The organism is Azospirillum sp. P4_B5 (assembly GCF_056402275.1).
The window spans coordinates 18,188-40,802 of the sequence record NZ_JBFUHT010000048.1 but is presented as its reverse complement, the minus strand read 5'-3'; the positions used below and the strand labels follow the sequence as shown (position 1 = coordinate 40,802).

17 protein-coding genes are annotated in these 22,615 nt (G+C 67.3%); 6 read left to right on the top strand and 11 right to left on the bottom strand.

The features are described 5' to 3' along the window. The first annotated feature begins 25 nt into the window (after positions 1–25). Positions 26–2,185 (top strand): tetratricopeptide repeat protein, encoded by a 2,160-nt coding sequence (locus AC1DVI_RS26875; RefSeq protein ID WP_476960580.1) that lies wholly within the window; start codon positions 26–28, stop codon positions 2,183–2,185. A 7-nt stretch (positions 2,186–2,192) separates the two neighbouring features. Here the strand turns inward: AC1DVI_RS26875 and AC1DVI_RS26870 are convergent, their stop codons facing one another. The 5 genes from AC1DVI_RS26870 to AC1DVI_RS26850 all read right to left on the bottom strand — a co-directional run bounded on the left by AC1DVI_RS26870 (position 2,193) and on the right by AC1DVI_RS26850 (position 9,379). Continuing rightward, the gene (locus AC1DVI_RS26870) at positions 2,193–2,885 is read right to left on the bottom strand and encodes a DUF2161 domain-containing phosphodiesterase (RefSeq protein WP_476960579.1); all 693 of its coding nucleotides are present in this window, start codon (positions 2,883–2,885) and stop codon (positions 2,193–2,195) included. An 81-nt stretch (positions 2,886–2,966) separates the two neighbouring features. Beyond that, entirely contained in the window at positions 2,967–5,117 is a 2,151-nt protein-coding gene (gene scpA, locus AC1DVI_RS26865; protein WP_476960589.1) for a methylmalonyl-CoA mutase, read from the bottom strand. Positions 5,118–5,190: 73 nt separating this feature from the next. Then, on the bottom strand, positions 5,191–5,784 hold the full coding sequence (locus tag AC1DVI_RS26860; RefSeq protein ID WP_476960578.1) for a biotin transporter BioY: 594 nt from the start codon (positions 5,782–5,784) through the stop codon (positions 5,191–5,193). A 38-nt stretch (positions 5,785–5,822) separates the two neighbouring features. Continuing rightward, positions 5,823–7,823, bottom strand: coding sequence for an acetyl-CoA carboxylase biotin carboxylase subunit (accC, locus tag AC1DVI_RS26855; protein WP_476960588.1), 2,001 nt, complete (start codon positions 7,821–7,823; stop codon positions 5,823–5,825). 23 nt (positions 7,824–7,846) lie between these two features. Then, a complete protein-coding gene (locus AC1DVI_RS26850) occupies positions 7,847–9,379 on the bottom strand; it encodes an acyl-CoA carboxylase subunit beta (protein ID WP_476960577.1) in 1,533 nt (510 codons plus the stop codon). Positions 9,380–9,598: 219 nt separating this feature from the next. Between AC1DVI_RS26850 and AC1DVI_RS26845 the strand changes: the two genes are divergently transcribed. Both AC1DVI_RS26845 and AC1DVI_RS26840 read left to right on the top strand, forming a co-directional pair. Then, positions 9,599–11,047 (top strand): helix-turn-helix domain-containing protein, encoded by a 1,449-nt coding sequence (locus AC1DVI_RS26845; RefSeq protein WP_476960576.1) that lies wholly within the window; start codon positions 9,599–9,601, stop codon positions 11,045–11,047. A gap of 61 nt (positions 11,048–11,108) precedes the next feature. Continuing rightward, entirely contained in the window at positions 11,109–11,837 is a 729-nt protein-coding gene (locus AC1DVI_RS26840) for an aspartate/glutamate racemase family protein (RefSeq protein WP_476960575.1), read from the top strand. An 18-nt stretch (positions 11,838–11,855) separates the two neighbouring features. On the opposite strand, the gene AC1DVI_RS26835 is transcribed toward AC1DVI_RS26840, so the two are convergent. The 3 genes from AC1DVI_RS26835 to AC1DVI_RS26825 form a co-directional block, all read right to left on the bottom strand. Next, entirely contained in the window at positions 11,856–12,428 is a 573-nt protein-coding gene (locus AC1DVI_RS26835; RefSeq protein ID WP_476960574.1) for a DUF2087 domain-containing protein, read from the bottom strand. Between the two features lie 375 nt (positions 12,429–12,803). Continuing rightward, positions 12,804–13,229 carry an EF-hand domain-containing protein gene (locus tag AC1DVI_RS26830; RefSeq protein ID WP_476960573.1) on the bottom strand — a complete coding sequence of 142 codons (426 nt, stop codon included), beginning with the start codon at positions 13,227–13,229 and terminating at the stop codon, positions 12,804–12,806. A 131-nt stretch (positions 13,230–13,360) separates the two neighbouring features. Beyond that, complete coding sequence (locus AC1DVI_RS26825) at positions 13,361–15,235, bottom strand: tetratricopeptide repeat protein (RefSeq protein WP_476960572.1); 1,875 nt, start codon at positions 15,233–15,235, stop codon at positions 13,361–13,363. A gap of 504 nt (positions 15,236–15,739) precedes the next feature. Here AC1DVI_RS26825 and AC1DVI_RS26820 point away from each other — a divergent pair. Together AC1DVI_RS26820 and ppk2 are read left to right on the top strand one after the other, a co-directional pair. Beyond that, positions 15,740–15,991, top strand: a complete 252-nt coding sequence (locus AC1DVI_RS26820; protein ID WP_476960571.1) for a hypothetical protein — start codon at positions 15,740–15,742, stop codon at positions 15,989–15,991. Between the two features lie 137 nt (positions 15,992–16,128). After that, positions 16,129–16,959 (top strand): polyphosphate kinase 2, encoded by an 831-nt coding sequence (gene ppk2 / locus AC1DVI_RS26815; protein ID WP_476960570.1) that lies wholly within the window; start codon positions 16,129–16,131, stop codon positions 16,957–16,959. 20 nt (positions 16,960–16,979) lie between these two features. Here the strand turns inward: ppk2 and AC1DVI_RS26810 are convergent, their stop codons facing one another. The 3 genes from AC1DVI_RS26810 to AC1DVI_RS26800 form a co-directional block, all read right to left on the bottom strand. Then, positions 16,980–18,410 (bottom strand): hypothetical protein, encoded by a 1,431-nt coding sequence (locus tag AC1DVI_RS26810; protein WP_476960569.1) that lies wholly within the window; start codon positions 18,408–18,410, stop codon positions 16,980–16,982. Then, entirely contained in the window at positions 18,407–20,332 is a 1,926-nt protein-coding gene (locus AC1DVI_RS26805; RefSeq protein WP_476960568.1) for an esterase/lipase family protein, read from the bottom strand. The genes AC1DVI_RS26810 and AC1DVI_RS26805 overlap by 4 nt, the downstream gene beginning before the upstream one ends. Before the next feature lie 134 nt (positions 20,333–20,466). Then, positions 20,467–21,090 (bottom strand): hypothetical protein, encoded by a 624-nt coding sequence (locus AC1DVI_RS26800; protein WP_476960567.1) that lies wholly within the window; start codon positions 21,088–21,090, stop codon positions 20,467–20,469. A 595-nt stretch (positions 21,091–21,685) separates the two neighbouring features. On the opposite strand from AC1DVI_RS26800, the gene AC1DVI_RS26795 reads away from it, so the two are divergent. Beyond that, a complete protein-coding gene (locus AC1DVI_RS26795; RefSeq protein ID WP_476960566.1) occupies positions 21,686–22,534 on the top strand; it encodes a DUF2092 domain-containing protein in 849 nt (282 codons plus the stop codon). Positions 22,535–22,615: the final 81 nt, after the last annotated feature.

The window sequence follows — 22,615 nt, the reverse complement described above, 5'->3', positions numbered from 1 at the left end:
CATCGCCGCCGCGCTCGACCACCACATGAACGGGCGGTTGGCGGAGGCGGAGATCCTGTACGGGCGCATTCTGGAGGCCGCCCCCGAGCAGGCCGACGCCCGCCATCTGCTGGGCGTGCTGTGCGGGCAGACCGGGCGCGTGGAACGGGCCGCGGTGCTGATCGGCGCGGCCATGGCGCTGCGCCCCGACGCAGCGGATTACCCCGCCAACCTCGCCAACATCCTCGACGCCGCGGGGCAGCCGGAACGGGCCGCCGCCGCCCATCGCCGCGTCCTGTCGCTGGCCCCCGACGCGGCGGAGGGCTGGTACCGCTTCGGCAACACCCTGCCCCACGGCGGCACCCATTTGCGCGAAGCGGCGGTCGCGGCGCTGGAGCGCGCGGTGCGGCTGGTACCCGGCGACCATCGCGCCTCGGGGCGCGCCGCCCTGCTGCTTCAGATCATGGCGCGCGCCCATCGCGACGCCGGTCGGCGTGCCGAGGCCGCGGCGCTTCTGGAGCGGTCGGTGCGGTTGCTGCCGGAGGATGCGGGCATCCGCTTCGACCGCGCGGCGGCGCTGTATGCGCTGGGTGACCGGAGCGGAGCGATGCGGGAATTCCGCAACACGCTGGCGCTCGCCCCCGGCCACGCCGAAGCCTTGAGCAACCTCGGCCTGCTGCTCGATGAGACCGGTCGCACCGCGGACGGCGCCACAGCCTGCCGGCGGGCGCTGGCCGTACAGCCGGGCCATGTGGAGGGCTGGGTCAACCTGTCCGCCGCCTGCGAGACCTTGGGACGTTACGGCGCGGCGGCCGAGGCGGCGCGGCGGGCGCTGACCGTGCAGCCGGGCCATGCCGGCGCGTTCAGCAATCTCGCTGGGGCGCTGGGTCTGATGGGACGGGTGGAGGAGTCTCTGCCGCTGCTCCAGCGGGCGGTTCAATTGGACCCCGACGACCGCGACGCGCGCAGCCGGTACCTGTGCGCCCTGCTCTACCGCAGCGGTCAGGACGGTGCGGGCCTGCTGGAGGAATCGCGGCGCTGGGCGGAGCGTTTCGCCGTGGCGGCGCCCCTGCCGCGCCCGGCGAACGATCCCGACCCGGACCGCCGCCTACGCGTCGGACTGGTGTCCGGCGACTTCCGCAACCACGCCTTCTCCTTCTACATGGAGCCGCTGTTCCGCGCTTTCGACCGGTCGGTGGTGGAACTGTTCTTCTATTCGACCGCCACCGCCCCCGATGCCAAGACGGAGCGCTTCCGCGCCCTGGCCGACCGCTGGTGCGACGCGGCCGCCCTGACCGAGGAGGAGTTGGCCGTCCGGGTCCGGCGGGACGGGGTGGACGTTCTGGTGGATCTGGCCTCCCACACGGCGGGCAACCGGCTGGGCGTCTTCACCCGGCGCCCGGCGCCGGTGCAGGTGACCACGGCGGTGAACATCGTCACGACCGGCATCGACCGCTTCGACGCCTGCATCACCGACGCCCTGCTCGCCCCGCCGGGGGAAGAAGCCCACTACGCCGAGCCGCTGCTACGGCTGCCCCGCTTCTCCTGGGCCTATCAGGGGCCGCCCGAAGCGCCGGAGGTCGGCCCACTGCCGGCGCTGCGCAACAGCTTCATCACCTTCGGCTCCTTCAACAACCCGAGCAAGATCACCGAGGAGACGGTGGCCCTGTGGGCGGGCGTGCTGAGGGCCGTTCCGAACTCCCGCCTGCTGTTGAAATACAAGGCGATGCGCGATACGGCGTCGCGCGCTCACCTGACCGCGCTGTTCGCCTGCCACGGCGTGGCTTCGGACCGGCTGGAGCTTCGCCGCCCGCCGGCCGGCATCCGCGCCAACCTCGCCGACTACAACGACGTGGACATCGGGCTGGACCCCACCCCCTACAACGGCCACACCACGACCTGCGAGGCGCTGTGGATGGGGGTACCAGTGATCGTGCCGGCGGGCCGCCCCCAGGATCTGGGAATTGCGCGGGTGGGGTCCGCCATCATGACCTCCGCCGGGTTGCCGGACCTGATCGCTCCCGATGCCGCCTACTCCACTCGCGCGGTGGCGCTGGCCGCCGATCGCGACGCGCTGGCTGCCCTGCGCGCGGGCTTGCGGGACCGTGTCGCGTCCTCCCCGCTCGGCGACGTTCCGGCGCTGGCTCGCGCCTACGAGGCCGCCTTCCGCACGCTCTGGCGGCGCTGGTGCGCGACGGCGCGGTAAAGCACGCCTATTCGGTGGCGAGCGCGTGGGCGAAGGTCTCCACACCCTGGATGCCGGCTTCGGTCAGTCCGTAGGTGCCCTTGGCGATGCGCTCGAACCAGCCGTAGACGTTGCGTTGAAGGATGGCCGCGGCGTCCTTCGGCGCCCCGGCGGCGCGCAGCGCCTTAAGCGACAGCGGCCCGGCGGTCAACAGCCGGGCGCAGCGCAGCGCGTCCTGGCGGTAGGCGGTGACGATGGGCACGCGGGTGGAACCGCCGCGGTTGGGATCGCCCCGGCGCCGCGTATGCTCTCCCAGAAGGCGGGCGGCGCGCGTCCTGTCCTTGCGCGGGCTGTAGGGAACAGGGTCGAGCAGAACCTCCACCTCATGCCCCGCCGCCCGGCCGGTGTCGACGATCAGCAGTCCGACGCCCAGCCGTCGGCAGAGCTTGCGCACCCCGCTGTCGTGAGGCGACGCGCCGCTGGCCTTGCGCCCCGGCTGCGGCACGGCGAGATAGACGGTGTCGGTCAGGGCGAGCCGGTCCACCCCCTGAAGCAGCAGATCCAGGGTGAAGCGCTTCTTCAGCTCGACGATCAGCGGCGGCTCGGCCCCGCGCACCGCGACGAGGTCACAGCCGTGAATCTCGGCCTTCACGTCGTAGCCCTGGGCTTCGAGGAAGGCTTTTACCGGGGCGTAGAGATCAGTTTCGGCGGTGATGGGCAAGGGAGGTAGGGCGCGTTCTGGTGGGAGCCCCCACCCTAACCCTCCCCCGCTGGGCGGGGGAGGGAAAAGTGCTGGCGCCGCTTACGCCGCGGCCTTCTGCTTGCGCAGGATGGCCAGGATGTCGGAGGCGGCCTTCGGGATGTTGGTGCCGGGGCCATAGATCGCCGCGGCGCCCGCCTTGTAGAGGTACTCGTAATCCTGGGGCGGGATCACGCCGCCGCAGACGACGAGGATGTCCCCGGCGCCTTGGCGGCGCAGCTCCTCGACCAGTTGCGGGACGAGCGTCTTGTGGCCGGCGGCCTGGGACGACACGCCGATGACGTGCACGTCGTTCTCCACCGCCTGACGGGCGGCCTCCTCCGGGGTCTGGAACAGCGGCCCGATGTCCACGTCGAAGCCGATGTCGGCGAAGCTGGTGGCGATCACCTTGGCGCCGCGGTCGTGGCCGTCCTGGCCCATCTTCACGACGAGGATGCGCGGGCGGCGGCCCTCCTCGGCGGCGAAGGCGGACACCTCCTCCTGAATCCTCTTGAAGCCCTCGTCGCCCTCGTAGGCGGCGCCGTAGACGCCGGAAACCGAGCGGATGACCGCCACATGGCGGGTGAAGGCCTTCTCCAGCGCGTCGGAAATCTCGCCGACCGTGGCGCGGGCGCGGGTGGCCTCGACCGCCAGGGCGAGCAGATTGCCGGACTTCTCCGTGGCGGCCTTGGTCAGCGCCTCCAGGGTGGCGCGGCACTTGGCGTCGTCGCGGTTGGCGCGCACGCTGTTCAGGCGGGCGATCTGGGATTCGCGGACCGCCGTGTTGTCGATGTCCAGCACATCGACCATCTCGGGGTTTTCCGGACGGTACTTGTTGACGCCGACGATCACCTCCTCGGCGCGGTCGACGCGGGCCTGCCGGCGGGCGGCGGCCTCCTCGATCAGCAGCTTGGGCATGCCGCTGTCCACCGCCTTGGTCATGCCGCCCAGCTCCTCGACCTTGTTGATGAGGTCGAGCGCGGCGTTGGCGAGGCTGTGGGTCAGATTCTCGATGTAGTAGGAGCCGCCCAGCGGATCGACCACGTTGGTGACGCCCGACTCCTCGGCGATGATGAGCTGGGTGTTGCGGGCGATCCGGGCGGAGAACTTCGTCGGCAGCCCCAGCGCCTCGTCGAAGGCGTTGGTGTGCAGCGATTGGGTGCCGCCCAGCACGGCGGCCATCGCCTCGATGGTGGTGCGGATGACGTTGTTGTAGGGGTCCTGCTCGGTCAGGCTGACGCCGGAGGTCTGGCAATGGGTGCGCAGCGCCAGCGAGCGGGCGTCCTTCGGGTCGAACTTCTGCTTCATCAGGGTCGACCACAGCAGGCGCGCGGCGCGCAGCTTGGCGATCTCCATGAAGAAGTTCATGCCGATGGAGAAGAAGAAGGACAGGCGCGGCGCGAACTTGTCGACTGGCAGCCCCTTGGACATGGCGGCGCGGACATATTCGAGACCGTCGGCGATGGTGAAGGCCAGTTCCTGCACCGCGGTCGCCCCGGCCTCCTGCATGTGATAGCCGGAGATCGAAATCGAGTTGAACTTCGGCATGTTCAGCGCCGTGTACTCGATGATGTCCGCGATGATCCGCATCGAGGGTTCGGGCGGGTAGATGTAGGTGTTGCGGACCATGAACTCCTTGAGGATGTCGTTCTGGATGGTGCCGCTCAGCTTGTCCTGGCTGACGCCCTGCTCCTCCGCCGCGACGATGTAGCCGGCGAGGATCGGCAGCACCGCGCCGTTCATGGTCATCGACACCGACATCTTGTCGAGCGGGATGCCGTCGAAGAGGATCTTCATGTCCTCGACGCTGTCGATGGCGACGCCGGCCTTGCCCACGTCGCCGACCACGCGCGGGTGATCGCTGTCATAGCCGCGGTGGGTGGCGAGGTCGAAGGCCACCGACAGGCCCATCTGGCCGGCCTTCAGGTTCGCCTTGTAGAAGGCGTTGGATTCCTCGGCGGTGGAGAAGCCGGCGTACTGGCGGATGGTCCAGGGCTTCACCGCGTACATCGTGGCGCGCGGGCCGCGGGTGAAGGGCGGAAAGCCGGGCAGGCTGTCCAGCTCCAGCCCTTCCAGATCGGCGGCGGTGTAGAGAGCCTTGACGTCCAGCCCCTCCGGAGTCTTCCAGACGAGGTCTTCGAGCGTCCCGTTGGCGCCCAGGTCCTTGGTGGCCAGGGTCTGCCAGTCGGCCTGGGTCTTCTTCGGGCTTCGCAGGGGAGGGAGAACAGTCCCCTCCCCTGCGAAGCGGGGGAGGGTTAGGGTGGGGGCAAGTACAAGCCCCCTACCCTCAGCCCTGCGACCGGCGGGCGACGACCTTCCAGGCGGCCTGCATGATCGCGGCACCCAGCGCGGTCTTCAGCACCGTGGCGGCCAGGAACGGCGTCAGGCCCAGCGCGACGGCCTTCTCGCCGCCGAACAGGACGGCCATCCAGGCCAAGCCCGGAACGAACAGCAGGGCATGGCCGATCGCCAGGGCGGCGACAGCCTTGACCGGGCTGCGGTCCCAGCCGCGCTCGGCCAGCCAGCCGGTGACGCCGGCGGCCAGGACGAAGCCCAGCAGGTAGCCGGCGGTCGGACCCATCATGTAGGCCGGGCCGGCGCCCGGACCCGCGAAGACCGGCAGGCCGGCCAGACCCTCGGCCAGATACAGCAGGACCGTCGCCGTGGCGAGGCGGCTGCCGTAGGCCATGCCGAGCAGGATGACGACCATGCTCTGCATCGTCATCGGAACCGGCCAGAAGGGCACCTGCACCTTGGCCGAGGCTGCCAGCAGCAGGCTGCCCAGAACCGCCGCGGTGGCGGCGGTGAGCAGGCCGCCCCGCGGGGCGACCGTCTCGAGAAGCGAAGCGGCACGCTGCGAAAGCGTGTTTGCGAAAGCCATCGTCCTTACCTTTCCCTATATGTCGGAGCCCGCTTGGCTCACGCGAACTCCAGGATCTTCTGATCGACCGCCAGGCTGGAGCCGGGCGTCGCGTGCACCTTGGACACCGTGCCATCCTGCGCCGCACGCAGGATGTTTTCCATCTTCATCGCCTCGACCACGGCCAGCACCTCGCCGGCCTTGACCTCCTGCCCCTCGGTCACGGCGACCGAGACGAGCAGGCCGGGCATCGGCGACAGCAGGAACTTCGACATGTCCGGCGGCGCCTTCACCGGCATCAGCGCGTCGAGCCGCGCCGCGTTCGGGGTCAGCACCTTAACCAGCGCTTGGCTGCCGGAGTGGGACAGGCGGTAGCCGACGCCGACGCGGTCCACCTGGACGCAGACATGGGCGCCGTTCACCGTGCCGCGGAACAGCGGCTGGCCGAGCGTCCAGTCGCTCCACACCACATGGTGCTTGCCCTCGAAATCGACGGTGTAGCCGATGCGCTGCGGGCTGCCGTCCGTCGGGTGGACGTGGACCGGGTGCTGCGTGCCGTCCATCACGACGACCCAGTCGTCGCGCACCCGGATCTTGTTGCCCGGCATCTTGCCGGTGATCTGGATGTCGCGGTCGTTCAGGCAGCGGTGGATCACCGCGGCAACGGCGATCAGGATCGCCGGCTCCTCCGGCGGCAGGTCCGAGGCGTGGAAGCCGTTCGGGTATTCCTCGGCGATGAAGTTGGTGGTCAGCCGGCCTTCGACGAAGCGCTGGTTGGCCATCAGCGAGGCGAGGAACGGGATGTTGTGGCTGACGCCGCGAATGTAATACTGGTCCAGCGCCTCGCGCATGCGGGCAATGGCGGCATCGCGCGTCGACCCCCAGCTGCACAGCTTGGCGATCATGGGGTCGTAGTACATGGAGATCTCGCCGCCCTCATAGACGCCGGTGTCGACGCGGACGTGCGGGTCCTCCGACGGCGGACGGTAGTGGGTCAGCCGGCCGGTCGAGGGCAGGAAATTGCGGAAGGGGTCCTCGGCGTAGACGCGGGACTCGATGGCCCAGCCGTGCAGGTGGATGTCCTCCTGCTTCAGCGTCAGCTTCTCGCCCGCCGCGACGCGGATCATCAGCTCGACGAGGTCGAGGCCGGTGACCAGCTCGGTGACCGGATGCTCCACCTGGAGGCGGGTGTTCATCTCCAGGAAGTAGAAGTTGCGCTCGGCGTCCACGATGAACTCGACCGTGCCGGCGGACTTGTAGTCCACAGCGCGGGCCAGCGCCACCGCCTGCTCGCCCATCGCCTTGCGGGTGGCGGCGTCGAGGAAGGGCGACGGCGCCTCTTCGATGACCTTCTGGTGGCGGCGCTGGATCGAGCATTCACGCTCGCCCAGATACAGGGCCGTGCCCTGCCCGTCCGCCAGCACCTGGATCTCGATGTGGCGCGGCTGCTGAATGTACTTCTCGACGAAGACGCGGTCGTCGGCGAAGGAGGAGCGCGCCTCGTTCTGGGCCGAACGGAAGCCTTCGCGGGCCTCCTCGTCGTTCCAGGCCACGCGCATGCCCTTGCCGCCGCCGCCGGCCGACGCCTTGATCATCACCGGATAGCCGATGTCGCGGGCGATGGTCACCGCCTCGCTGTCGTCGGCGATGACGCCCAGATAGCCGGGCACCGTGCTGACGCCCGCCGCCTTGGCCAGCTTCTTGGACTCGATCTTGTCGCCCATGGCCTGGATGGCGTGGGCGTCCGGACCGATGAAGGCGATGCCGGCGGCGGCCAGCGCCTCCTGGAACTCGCGCTTCTCCGACAGGAAGCCGTAGCCGGGATGGACGGCCTGGGCACCGGTCTTCCTGCAGGCGTCGACGATGCGGTCGATCAGCAGGTAGCTCTGCGCCGAGGGGGCGGCGCCGATGTGGACGGCCTCGTCGGCCATCTCGACGTGCAGGGCGTTCTTGTCGGCGTCCGAATAGACGGCGACCGTCTTGATGCCCAGGCGGCGCGCCGTGCGGATGACGCGGCAGGCGATCTCGCCGCGGTTCGCGATCAGGATCTTGGAGAACAGGGTCGTCATGGGGCGGCGCGCCTTCAGAGCGGGATGTTGTCGTGCTTGCGCCAGGGGTTCTGGAGCTGCTTGTTCTTCAGCATGGACAGCGCCTTGATGACGCGCCGGCGGGTACCGTGCGGCATGATGACGTCGTCGATGTAGCCGCGCGACGCCGCCACGAACGGATTGGCGAACTTCTGCCGGTATTCCTCGGTGCGCGCCTCGATCTTGGCGGTGTCGCCGATGTCGCCGCGGAAGATGATCTCTACGGCACCCTTCGGCCCCATCACCGCGATCTCCGCCGACGGCCAGGCGTAGTTGATGTCGCCGCGCAGATGCTTGGACGCCATCACGTCATAGGCGCCGCCGTAGGCCTTGCGCGTGATGACGGTGATCTTCGGCACGGTCGCCTCGGCGTAGGCGAACAGCAGCTTGGCGCCGTGCTTGATGATGCCGCCGTACTCCTGCGTCGTGCCGGGCATGAAGCCGGGGACGTCGACCAGGGTCAGGATCGGAATCTCGAAGGCGTCGCAGAAGCGCACGAAGCGCGCGGCCTTCTTGGAGCTGTCGATGTCCAGGCAGCCGGCCAGAACCATCGGCTGGTTGGCGACGATGCCGACCGTGCTGCCGTTCATGCGGCCGAAGCCGATGATGATGTTCCGGGCGTAGTCGGGCTGAAGCTCGAAGAAGTCGCCCTCGTCGACCGTCTTGAGGATCAGCTCCTTCATGTCGTAGGGCTTGTTCGGATTCTCCGGCACCAGCGTGTCGAGCGACAGGTCGTCGCGGTCGATCGGGTCGGTGCAGGGACGCTCCGGCGCCCGCTCGCGGTTGGAGGCCGGCAGGAAGTCGATGAAGCGGCGGAGCTGGAGCAGCGCCTCGACATCGTTCTCGAAGGCCATGTCGGCGACGCCGGACTTGCTGGAATGGGTGATCGCCCCGCCCAGCTCCTCCGCCGTCACCACCTCGTGCGTGACCGTCTTCACCACGTCCGGCCCGGTCACGAACATGTAGGAGCTGTCCTTCACCATGAAGATGAAGTCGGTCATGGCCGGCGAATAGACCGCACCGCCGGCGCACGGCCCCATGATCAGGGAGATCTGCGGGATGACGCCCGAGGCGTTGACGTTGCGCTGGAAGACCTCGGCGTAGCCGCCGAGCGAGGCGACGCCCTCCTGGATGCGGGCGCCGCCGGAATCGTTCAGGCCGATGACCGGCGCGCCGACCTTCATCGCCTGGTCCATGATCTTGCAGATCTTCTCGGCGTGGGCTTCCGACAGCGAGCCGCCGAAGACGGTGAAGTCCTGGCTGAAGACGAAGACGAGACGCCCGTTCACCGTGCCGTGACCGGTGACCACGCCGTCGCCGGGAACCTTCTGGCCTTCCATGCCGAAGTCGTTGCAGCGGTGCTGCACGAACATGTCGAACTCCTCGAACGAGCCTTCGTCGAGGAAGAGTTCGATGCGCTCCCGCGCGGTCAGCTTGCCCTTGGCGTGCTGCGCGGCGACGCGCTTTTCGCCGCCGCCCAGCCGCGCACCGGAGCGCATGGCGTCCAACTTGGCCAGAATTTCTTGCATCAGGCGTTTCCCACTTTGGCGAGCGGCGGAGGACCTTGCGAACCTTGTGGCAGCGGTCCCCTCACCGGAACGCCTGGATTATTCACAAGATTTGCAACAGGGCAATTGGCCGGGCGGGAAAAATGTGCGAAGTTGCGAACATCTTTGCAAACGCAGCGCGCGGTTTGCCAAGATTGCAAATATGCTCTTTGGCATAATCTTCGGGTGATAGGCGGGTCCATGCAGAAGCTCTTCCTCGGCTACAAGCTCCGCCGCCTGCGCGAACAGCGCGGGCTGACCCAGGCGGCGTTGGCCAAGACGCTGGACCTGTCGCCGAGCTACCTGAACCAGATCGAGAACAACCAGCGCCCGCTGACCCTGCCGGTGCTGCTGAAGATCTCCGCCGTGTTCGAGGTGGACCTGTCCAACTTCGTGGAGGACGAGGACAGCCGTCTGGTCGCCGACCTGCGCGAGGCCCTGGCCGATCCGCTGTTCGCCGGGGCGCCCTTGACCAACGCCGAGCTGCGCAGCGCCGTCGGCTCCAGCCCGGAGTTGGCCCGCCGCGTGCTGAGCCTGCACCAGGCCTACCAGAAGCTTCACGAGCGGGTGCAGTCGCTGGCCGACAGCCTGTCCAACCAGGAGCCGAGCGACGCCTTCGCCGGACCGCAATTCCCTTACGAGGAGGTCCGCGACTACTTCCACTACTGCAACAACTACATCGGCCCGCTGGACGAGGCGGCGGAAAATCTGTGGGACACGGAGAAGATCCATTCCGGGGCCCTGCTGAATGAGCTGGCCGCCTATCTGAAGCGGCGGCACGACGTCCGTGTGAAGATCGTCGCCGACGACGGCGAGACGGCCATGCGCAGCTATGACGGCAGCACCGGCACGCTGCGCCTGTCTGCCCTGCTGAACGGCCCGAGCCGCGCCTTCCACATGGCCCACCAGATCGCCCTGCTGGGCTTCGGCGACGTGATCGAGGAACGGGTCGCCCAGGCGAAATTCTCCAGCGAGGACGCGCGGTCGATCTGCCGGGTCGGGCTCGCCAACTACTTCGCGGGGGCTCTGGTCCTGCCCTACCGCGCCTTCGCCGCGCAGGCCCGCGCGCTGCGCCACGACGTAGAGCAGTTGCAGAGCCGCTTCGGCGCCAGCTTCGAGCAGGTCTGCCACCGGCTGTCCACCCTGCAGCGGCCGGGGGCGCGCGGCCTGCCCTTCTACTTCGTGCGGGTGGACATGGCCGGCAACATCACCAAGCGCCATTCCGCCACGCGCTTCCACTTCGCGCGCTTCGGCGGCGCCTGCCCGCTGTGGAACGTGCACGAGGCCTTCGCCCAGCCCGGCAAGATCCTGGTGCAGTTCGCCACCATGCCCGACCGCACCACCTACATCGGCATCGCCCGCACGGTGACCAAGCGCGGCGGCGCCTATCTGAAACCGTCGCGCCAGTTCGCCGTCGGGCTCGGCTGCGAGGCGACCCACGCCAACGAGATCGTCTACGCCGCCGGCATCGACACCTCCAACGAGGCCGCCGCCGTGCCCATCGGCGTGAACTGCCGCATCTGCGAGCGCACCGACTGCCAGCAGCGCGCCTTCCCGCCCATCGGCAGCCAGCTGTCGGTGGACGAGCACCACCGCAGCTTCGTCCCCTACCTGTTCACCCAGGAGGGGCGGACCGTGGAAAAGGCCTGAACGGTTGGCGATCCACAACGGCCGCTCTATCATCCGCGGCCTCAACCGACGGGATCACGACATGACGACGCCCACCGCCCGGCCCCTGCCCCAGAAGACCATCGGCGTCCTCGGCGGCATGAGCAATCAGGCCACCGCCGAATATTACCGCCTGCTGAACGAGGGGCTGAACGCCCGGTTCGGCGGCTGGGACAACGGCGAGATCGTCATCGTCAGCGTCAATTTCGGCAACATCGAGCATTTCGTCCGCCGGAACGAATGGGACGCCGCTCACCGCTACCTGTCCGGCAAGGTCGACGCGCTGGAGCGCGCCGGGGCCGACGTCATCCTGTGCGTGTCGAACACCATGCACCGCGTGGTCGAGCCGATCATGGAAGGGCGCGCCACCCCCTTCATCCACATCGCCGACCCGACCGGTGCGGCGATGCGGACCGCCGGCCTGTCGCGGGTCGCCCTGCTGGGCACCATGCCGACGATGCTCTCCGAGGATCTGCGCCGCCGCTACGCGGAGCGCTTCGGGGTGGAGATCATGGTGCCGTCCGACGCCGACAAGGCAACGGTCGACCGCATCATCTTCGACGAGCTGGTGCGGCGCGACCTGCGCCCGGAGTCCAAGGCCCACTATCTGGAGATCATCGACCGGCTGGCCGCCGAAGGGGCGCAGGGGGTGATCCTCGGCTGCACGGAGATCTTCCTGCTGGTCGATCAGGCCGACCGGCCGGATGTCCCCATGTTCAACACGACGGCGCTGCACGCCGCCGCCGCGGTGGCCTTCGCACTCGGCGACTAGGCGGCCGGAACGCGGCGCTCATGCCTTCGCCCTTTCACCGGCGGACGCGGCCTTGAGACGGCGGATCAAGGCCAGCGCTTCCGGCGGCGGCCGCTGCTCGACGCGCCGGTAGACACTCCCGTCGCGCGTCCGGTCGAGCAGACCGAAATCGCACAGCTCGCGGCGCAGCAGGGCATGGTCGCCGAAATGGTGGGCGTCGCGCAGAAGGCGGTTCACCTCGCCTTCGGCCATCACCTGGCCGGCGGCGATCCGTGACCACAGGACCCACAGGCACAGATCCCGCTCGGAGCGTTTCGGCGGCCAGCGCAGCAAGGCGCCGGCGGCGTCGAAGCAGCGGGCCACCTTCAGGACCCTGACCGGATCGGCCGGCGGCGCCCCGTCGACCGTCGCGCCGAGGCGATCCGGCGCCGTCGTCTGTTCCGTCGCCTGCACCCGGAAATGCTGGAAGTTCCGGCACCCGACCGCCTTGGCCAGCATGTTAAGCCATTCGACATGGCCGGGCGGCTCGGTCCGGCCGGCAAGTTGTGTGCGCAACGAGCGCGCAAGCGCGGAAATATCGCCTGCGCTGTAGGGCAGCGATGTCTTGGACATGAAATCATCCTCACGACGCGCCATTCCGCGAAGGGATGCCGGTGGTCGCCGACTTCCGACGCGGCACGCGATGAGGTGTCGGTCGAGAGAGTGTCGTGGCAGGTTTAGCTCCCCTCGACGGGGCGGCGACGCCTTGGTGAACTGCTGACCAGAGCTGTTTTCTACCGCAAGGCGGCGGCAACGGCAACTGGCAAACCTGGGGCGGTTCCGCTGGCGTCAATGGCAGCGAATATGCCTATCGCCGAAAAGCCCTTCGCAAGGTCTGTTTTATCGTTATTTATCAATATTTTGACGATCTATCATTCATTGCCTTCGCCGACAGCCGCTTGCCGCCGCTTCAGGAACGTGGAAGGGCCGTCGACCACGTCAGCTCACTCATCGGTTCCGAACACGACTCAGCAGCGCGCTGAACTCCTGCCGGTCAAGGAGCCCGTCGTGATTGGTGTCGGCCTGTTTGAAGGCGGAATCGACGATATCAAGAAACTCAAGGGTGTCGATCCTACCATCAGATCCGGCGCTGCTCGCGAACGCATCGGAGGGCAGAAAGGTCTCATCGGCGGTCAAGGCAAGGTCCTTGTTGCGGTCAAGAATATAGAACACCAGCATTTGATTGTTCTTGAACTCCATCATGGAGACGCTGCTGTCCTGATCGTCGTCGAGAAGTCCGAAGATCCTGGCGTCGCGTGCAGTCTCCACGGAAGCCGCCGCCACAGGCGCCGCAATGTGCGTGAGCGCCGCCACAGCCACAATCAACGTGAACACCACTTGCAACGTGAACGCCACTTGCGCCTTCGCAGCCATGGCCAATCTCCCCCTTCGGACCGAAATGCTCAGCTTCTTCCTGGTATCGGGCCGCAAGCCGGCGTCGTTTCAGAAGTAGCATGCGGCCGCTTTCGGGAATGCTACGGTAGCGCCATGTTGCATCCCGGAGCTCAGAGCCTCTCGCCGTCGGCCATCTGCGAGGGCGGAATGGCAAGACCGGCCTTGCGCAAGCCATCAACGATCCGGACGATGATGTCGGGGTGGATGTTGCGCCGCTCGAATTCGGAGATCGCCTTGATCGGGAAATTCGGGTCGAGCCGCAGGATCTCGGAGACCGCCTTCGCCGCCTCGGCCCGGTTTCCGGTTTGGCCGTGGATCATCGCCAGCGCGACGTGGCCGAGAATGACCTCCCGCCCCAGATTGGCCCGTCGCATCTCCTCGAGAGCGTCGTCATAGCGACCATTCACGTAATGATACGTGGCGATCACGATGCGGTACCAGCTCGGCTGCGCCGGGTTGCGCATGAAGGCTTCGCGGATCAGGGGGATGCCGCGCTCCCATTCACCGGTCAAGCTGTAGCAGCGCCCAAGATCGGCGAGGATCGCGCTGTCGTTCGGGTTGAGCGCGAGCGCCTGTTCGTACGCGGCGATGCTCCGCTGCGGCTCGCGGCGCAACCACCAGGCAAGGCCGAGCGCCTGATGGGACAGCGCGCTGTCCGGAGCCAGCATCACCGCGCGCTCGGCCAATTGCAGCCCTTCATCCATCGGATTGGGACGCGCCGGACTGGGGTTGAAGCCGAGCCGGGCTTCGTCGATGGTGATCATGGCCAGCGCCGCCCAGGCCTCCGGGTAGCCGGGGTCGCTCTTGGTCACCCGTTCGAGGCAATCGCGCACCTCGGCGTGGAGGGCGACGCTGAACTGGCGCCAATACTGACGGGTGCGCAGAAGGCAGGCGTAGGACGACAGATCCTGTGGTGCATGCTGGCCGCTCAACCGAGCCTCCTCGCGCTCGATCACGCCGTCCGATTGCGCCAGGGTCCGCGCGACCTGAACGGCGATGTCATGGCGCAGATCCAGCAGCTTGGCCGGCGTGACGGCGCGTCGGAAACTGTCCGACCACAGGTAGCGATGATCCTTGGCCGCGATCAGCGTGGCCGTGACTTGGATGTAGTCTCCGGTTTGAGCGACGCTGCCCTTCAGCATGTAGTCGACACGGGTGGTCGGCACGGCCTCGCGCAGGGCCGGCGCCGAAGGGTAGCGGAAGCTGGTGTCGGCGCCGAAGACCAGAAAATCCTCGAAGCGCACGAGCGCCGAGACGATATCCTCGGTGATGCCGTCGGCGACGAGGTCGAGAGCCGGATCGCCGGAACCGTTGGTGAACGGCAGAACCAACAGGGCCGGACCGCGCACCGCTCGTTGTGGCGCGGCCGGCGCCGTGGCGCTCTCCGGGGCGCTCCTCGTCGGGTCGGGAGCGCTGCCGCGCCACCCGGCGAAGAGCCCCAGACCGACCGCCAGAAGCGTGACCGCGACCGCGACGGCCAGCCAACGGAGCGGACGGTCGATGTGACGTCCGAGGACGTGCGGCGTGCGGGGCGCGTCCAGCCTTTCACGGGTCGGCAGCGATGCGGGGCCGGATGCCTCATTCGGAAGGTCGGTCCCGGCAGTGACCGGCACCAGGGAAAACTGGGGGACGTAGCCACCCTTGGGGATGGCGATGCGCAGCGGGTCGGCGGCGCCTTCGGTCAGATAGTAGTGCTCCAGGGCGCGGCGAAGACGGCCGGCCTGGATGCGGACAACCGGATCGAGCAGCGGATCGAAGCTGGCGTCACGGTCGAACACGTCCATGGCGATGGTGTAGGCCTTGATGCGATTGGCCCGCCCGGCCAGGGCCTCCTGCACGATGAATTGCAGAAAGCGGCGGCCACGGGCGGAACCACGCAAACTGCGACTGGCCAGCACACGCGCCAGTGCCGCGTCAATGAGCGGTGCCGTGATGGTGGACGCAGGCAAATCAGTGGCTTGCGGCTCGTCGGAGGCGTGAAGCACGAGCGCTCTCCTTCCTTTATGTCCGTCCGGCGGCGGTGCCCATAGGCAAGCGGTCGTTGCAACATGCGGCCTATGCCGGGACGGCCTACACCAGCCACGCGCCTGAAGCTGTAGACACTATGATTACGAGGCGCATGGCACAGCATCGGCCAGAACCTCTCGAGTGCACGAATAGTTTCCATACACGAACGGCGCGCATGATCACTGCGGGAAGCTACGCCAAACCAAGAGTGAAAACCAGTCTAGTACGAAGAAGTGGCGACAGGAATACTTACCGACGGTATAGACGCTTCACGCTCACGCCCAGGCTACATTACTTCTTTCGGAATCATAATCCCCTACCTTTTGTGCAGCACGCGAAGCCGTTCTGTTTACCTGTTACGGTATCAAAGCCAACCGTTTCACGCTTCAAGACAGCGGGTGATCCGGTGCAGATTGTCCGGGGGCAAAGCCCGAAATAAGGTAGGCACCCCGGCGCTCTTCCAGAACCGGGGAGACTAGCCCATGTCGGATAAGCTACGGCACGTCGTGGACCGGTTCCCGGACTTGGAAGAGATGATCAAACAACACAGCGCGGACAACCGGTTCTTTCGCAGCCTCTGTGAAGATTACGGAGAAGCCGTCGAGATTTTGCGCGGATGGGAAGCGTCGAACAGCGGACGACGCTCGAAACGCACCGCTGCGTGCCGCGCTCTCATTGCGGACCTCGAACAGGAAATCCTGCTCGAACTTCAGAACCGGATCGATGGTGTATGACCATTCGCCAAGTCTGCCGCGGAGTCTGCCGCGGAGTCTGCCGCGGAGTCTGCCGCGGAGTCTGCCGCGGAGTCTGCCAATGAACCGCCAGTCCCGTTACGGATCACACGGAACACCCGTCCGCGAGGATGATGAGCATGGCAAAAAAGCTGAAGACCACGCAGCGCGTGGAGTGCGCGCAACAAAAGCTCAAGCGGCGGGACTACGAACGCGCGCTTGCGGAACTTCACGTCGAACTGGTGACGCTGCAACAGTGGGTTGTTCACAAGGGCATGAAGGTCTGCGTCGTCTTCGAAGGGCGCGACACCGCCGGTAAGGGCGGAACCATCAAGGCCATCACGGAGCGCGTGAGCCCGCGCGTGTTCCGCGTCATCGCCCTGCCAACGCCGACCGAGCGCGAAAAGTCGCAAATGTACATTCAGCGCTACATCCCGCACCTGCCCGCTGCCGGGGAAGTCGTCATCTTCGACCGGAGCTGGTACAACCGCGCCGGGGTCGAGCGGGTGATGGGCTTTTGCACCGAGGAACAGGCGAAGCGGTTCCTCGACGCCGTCCCGAGCGTTGAGAAGGCCATCATCGAGTCCGGGGTGATTCTTCTGAAATATTGGCTTGAAGTCAGTCCGAAAGAGCAAACACGCCGTCTTGAGGCACGGATCAACGATGGGCGGAAGGTCTGGAAGCTGTCGCCGATGGATTTGAAGTCCTACGGCCGCTGGTACGACTATTCGCGCGCCCGCGACGACATGTTCGCACAGACCGACACCCCCTGGGCACCGTGGTTCGTCGCGCGGTCGGACGACAAGAGGCGGGCGCGCCTGAACATCATCCGCCACATGCTCGACCACATCCCCTACGAAGAGTTGCCCAGGGAAACGGTGAAGCTGCCCAAGCGCCAGGACCCGGGCGGCTACGAGGACCCCAACTATCCGTCGAAGGTCATTCCGGAGCTGCAATGGCCCACGGGGTGAGGCCGAACGGTCACCCTCGGTCAGCGCCGCCGAACAAACCACAGGCGAACGGACCACAGGCCGGCGGCGAGAATTCCAGCCGCCACGGCACCCAGAAGGGCGAAGTCGCCGGCACCGGAACGTAGGGAATGGCCGCTCTCCAACGCCGCGCGGACCTTCTCCAGATCCTCTCGCAGTGAGGAAAGTGGAAGCATGGCGAGATCGTCCACAGGGATGGACCCCAGAATGCGTCGAGGATCCGCCGCCGACCACCACCGGCTGTCCAACGGCAGGCTCTCGGCAAGCCGGCCGACCTCCCCCTCGTCCGTGAAGAATTGCGGATCGAGCGTCAGCGGGAACAGGGTCGTCTCGCCCCGCATGCGCAGTTCGATCATTGCGTTCACGTCGTTGCAGACGCCCAGCGCGTAATAGCCGCCGAACGGAAGCTCCGGATGGCGCCGCTTGATCGCGTCATAGGCGCGCACGATGACGCCGGCGAGGCGGATCACCTCCATCGCCTCCTCTCCGCGGTAGCGGTGCGCCACCCTGCCCATGACCCAGGCCTGATCGCGCGTGACGCTCGGGCGGAACACGGCCCGACCATCGATTCCGAAATAGAAGGACAGATCCGCGTTGACCACAAGGCCACGGACGACGAGTTCGTGCTGAGAATGACTGACCGGAACCAGAAGCGTCCGGTCCGTCCCGGGGATCGGCAGCCGGGTGTCGATCCAGAACGGCGTCAGGACATCGCGGCCATGATAGATCAGGTCGCCGAAATTGGCGAAGTAACGCGAATCGCGGACCTCCACGTCGTGGCCGTCGAGCGCCAGCGCTTCCATCAGGGCGCGGGGCGTGTCCAGCGTCCGGCCGTCAAGAACGACCCGGTGGCGCGGCCTGCCGTCCGGCGCATTCAGGGAGAGGCGGTTAAGCAATTCGGCCAAACGCAGGCCATCGGCGTAGCGTTCGGCCAGTGCGGGATCGACGCGGTCGCCGGACTCCAGCCCAAAGCCCAGCGGGCGCAGATAGGCATCCGGCGCCGGAGGGGTGCCGGCGGCTGGAATGCCCAGTTCCTCATCGACCGCCGCCTCGACCGTAGCGGACCCAGGTGGCGGGCCGTCGTCGCCGGACCGGTCCAGCATGGCCCCGGCGAGCCGCACGGACCGGCCCATTCCCCGGACCGTCAGCCCGGGAAAGCGGTCCAGCCCCTCGAAATCCTTGCCGAGGATCATCTCGCGCAGCCGCTTGATCTCATCCGGCCCCAGAATGCCGCCGGCCTTCGGATTGCGCCCCAGGCGCCGGTACAGGGCTTCCACGAAATCCGGATTCCGGGCCAGCTCGGACATGACCTGCGAGACGGGCAGCCATGGCGCCTCATCCGCCCGCAGAGACGCGGAGCACAGCAGGGCGGCGGACAGAACGAGAGTGGAAACGGCGCGCGGCAGACCCGCGATCAAGAGGCCCGCCATCATCGGGTTCGGCTCGCGACACGCGGGGCGCGGGCGTTGGCTCCGGCGCCCGGCGGCCCACACTCGTTGAGTTTCGTGCAGGATTCGTCCCAGTGGAGGAGAAGGATGCGGCGCACCTCCTCGATCGTGCGCGGATCGGACTGCGTCGAGTGCCCGGAACGCACGATATATTCGGATTCGACCCCGTCGATGTGGGCGCTTTTGTATTCCACGACGCCGTCGTCGCCGGTTTCGACCGGTCCATCGCCGCGCACCGCGATGATCGAGTGCGCCTTGACCCCCTCGGCGATGGGTATGCGCGCCAGGGTCTGGACCAGCAGACTGCCGGGGGTCATGGCGTGGACGCTGCCAAACCCTGTTTGCCCGGCAAGCGTGGTGCTGGCGCTGTCCAGCTGGCCGATTTCCGAGGTCACTCTCAGGATGCGCCCCGGCAATCGCACGAGGCTCGCGACGAATTGGCTGATCCGGTTTCCGGCAACATAGCTGCCGCCGTGCGGCGTGGCGATGAAGACGAGGCGCTTGACCGACGGAACCGGCTTCACGAACAGGGCGCGTGTCAGCAGGTCGCGCGTTTCCCGGTCGAGCGGAAGCTGGTCGGGCGGTTTGCGGAACGCCGCGTTCCACAGTCGGGCGTCCGTGTTCACCGCCGCCATCTTGGTCAGAAGGCCACCCTGGCTGTGCCCGATGACGACCATCTCGCGCAGCGCCGGTTCGCGCCCGGACGGGTCCAGGGCGGCCACCGCCTCCTGCAGCGCATCACGCAACAGCAGGGCGGAATAGGGGACGGGATTGCCCGTTTCGTAGCTGAAGAACCAGAACTGGAAGTGATCGCGGATGCGCGGGTCGCTCTTCAGATCGTTCAGCATCTCGGCCCAACGCACCGGGCTCGATGCCGTCCCGTGCACGAAGACGACGGGAATGCGGCCGGACCGGTATGGTTCCAGCGCGACCAGGCGGGACGGCACCTTGTCCAGCAGGCCGCCGCGCAGGAAGCCGCCGAACTCGAATTCCCAGACCGGCATTCCGTCCAGCATGTAGGCCAGCGTGGCGGTGTGTTCCACCTCCAGCGGCACGGGTTGGCGGTCGATCAGCACCGCTTCGGTGTCGGACGAGGGATAGAGTTCGAGTTGCGCGTGCACCTGCCCACCCGAGAGCTGGCGCAGGGGATCGGGGATGCGCAGCAGAGCGGTCACGGGCGTCTTGACGCGTGGGGCGACCTGGAAGCCCTTCGCCACGGTGTCCTGCGTGGTCCCCGCCGCCAAGGGCGCGCCGATGCCGGGTTGGCGATAGCGGGCGTCGAGGCCGTGAAGCTCCAGCTCGGCGACCGGAAAGAAACCGGTCAGCTGGCGCCCGCCCCACACCAGCTCCCGAGGATCGAAGGCGACGTCCAGCTCACCGAACGGGAGCGGGTGGCGCGCCTCCCGAATGGCGATGCCGGTTCTGTCCTCCGTCGCCAGCCCGGAGGTCAGGCCACGGTTGTACAGGTCTGTGGCCAGCCGGAACCGTGGATCGTAGGGGCTGGGCGGCTGGCCCATCCCTCCCGGAAAGAGAAACGCGTAGGCGTAGAGGGCGGACGCCAGATAATAGGGTCGCCCTCCCCGCTCCTCCGCGTGCAGGAACGACATCTCGGCCAAGGCAAAAATCTCGTCGGCGCCGCCATGCCCTTGCACGACCACCGCGCGGAGGTCGGCCATGGCGTTCTCCGGCTGCGTCAGAAAGCGGTCCGTCAGGGACCACCGGCGCAACACGTTGTGGGTCGGATCGCTGAGCGCGTGCGCCGACAGGACGTTGTGCGTGAGCTGCCGGTGGACGGTGCCATGGTCCACGCGTTCGACGCTGACCGCCGTCGCACAGCCCCCGGCAAGGAGCGTCCCGGCCAGCAGGACCGCGACGGCGAATCCTCTCGGAAAGGGCGGCCGCCTCATCCCGCAGCCTCCCGTTCCACCCGTCGCCACCGGCCGGGCATCGTGGCTTGCGTACACTCCCATGCCCTCCGCCCCATGCCCTCCGCCCGGGCTCTTCGCCCCTGCTCTTCGAATGCGTTCGCGACGGCCGCCGTTCAGAACCAGCTCTTGCGCGCCGGCTCGATCGACACCGCGAGGGCTTCGCTGACGACGGCGGTGATCGTGTCGCCGACCTTCAGCGAGGGAATCTTCGCTTGGCGGGCGGGATCCGTCACATTGACGGTGTAGACCTCGCCGCCCTTGGGATTGACGAGGTCGATGCTGTTCGCGCCGAGGTCGATGCCGACGACCAGCCCGCTGAGCTGCGTCACCTGCACGCCGATGCCGCCCGGCGCCTCGGCCGGGCGCGCGATCACCTGCTGGACCTCATCCTCGGGCACGGGGGCGCCGGGTTGGGACACCAGGAAAGCCACGGAGCGGTAGAACTGCGCATCGACGGTGTCTCCCACCTTCAGCATCTCCAAGCGCACCGACGGCCCGGCCATGACGGTGACCGGCGTGCCCGACCGTCCGGCCAGCGTGACCTTCCGCTTGTCCGCATCGATGGCCGTGATCTTCGCGTGGATGGTGACGGCGGCACTTTCCGGAATGGCGTTTGTCAGAACGGGCCTGCTCTGCGCCGACGCCGGATGCGGAACGGTGGCCGCCGCCAGGAGCGCGCCGCAGAGAATGCCCATTGCGGTGGCGGTGACGGTTGGCAAGGCTGCACGACGCTTCATGCTATCCTCCTGTCTTGCCCGGCATGCTCCAGCGCCGCCCCCACTGCCGCCTTCGAGGCGCGACGTCGGCGTGCGGATCTGGAACCGTCCGGTGTGGTGCGTTGTTGTCCACAGCCAAGTCCTGTAGCCGGAGACGCGGCCTTTGACGAGTATTCTACGGTAGCCTGGATTTCGCTGATCCCTGCCGTTGGGCCAGGCGCTCAGAACACATCCGGCACGGCGAAGAGCGTAAGCATCGGACGGCTTCAGCGGTTTCAGTTACCGTAATGGATGTTACGGTAGCGTACTTGGCACGATGAGGGTGTGCCGCCGCTCATCACCGCGGACAACCGCCAACAATGCTCCCGGTCATGAGGGAGGCGGCGGTCGAGCGGCGTATTGTTCCAACAGAGGTTGAGCCCCGCCCCTGGCACCCTTACGTGCGGCGAGCATATTCGCGGTCGCGCCGGCAACTCCGGGCAGCGTTACCGTAGCGGCCTGCGTTGAACGTGGCTGCTACTTCCAATGGCTCCGCTCCAAGCTGCTCAATGACGTCCGGAGTCGGGCTCGCGGGAGCATGACCGCCGGCGCGGCGTCCGGGTCAGGAGGGACATTGATGAACGGACCCAGGTGGCTGATACGGTCGGCGCTGTGCCCGGTGCTCTGCGTTTTCGCCCTGGCCGGGCCGGTCTTCGCGGCCGAGGCGCCGCCATCCGACAGCCCGGCGCACGCGGTCGAGCCGGACGAGCCGGACGACTTGCCGATCGACGACGAGGCGATGACCGTCCTGACGCGCATGGCCGACACGCTCGCCCAGGCCCAGCGCTTCACCGTGACCATTCGGGCCAGTTACGACGTGGTTCAGGACACGGGGGAGAAGATCACGTTCGGCGAGCGACGCGCCGTCACCCTGAACCGTCCCGACGGCTTGCGGGTCGAAGCGCAGGAAAGCGACGGGAAGCGGTCGGTCGTGACGTTCGACGGCAAGGCGATCTCCGTGTTCAATGCGGACGAGAACGTCTATGCCCAGATCGAACGGGCCGGTACCATCGACGACGCCGTGCGCTATCTGGTCCAGGATCTTAGGGTGCGGCTGCCGCTGGCGCTGCTGCTGGTCAGCACATTGCCGGACGAGTTGGAGCAACGCCTTCAGACGCTCGACTATGTGGAGCGGGACACGCTCACGGTGGTGCCGACCGACCACCTGGCGGGGCGGACCGAAGATGTCGACTTCCAGATCTGGATCGCCACCGAAGGCCCGCCTCTGCCGCAGCGCGTGACCATCACCTACAAGGCCGACGAGGGCGAGCCGCAATACCGGGCCGAATTCTCCGACTGGAATCTCGACCCGGACGTCCAGCCGGCGCAACTCGCCTTCCATCCTCCGGACGGTGCGGAACGCATCCCGGTCATGATCCGTGTCCGCCGCAACGCGGCCGGCAGTTCGGAAGGAGCGACGAAATGAACAGGTCGTCGTCACGGCCATCCTCACGGCCATCGTCGCGGATTGCCTTTTCCATCGCCGCATCCCTGCTTCTGGTGGTCG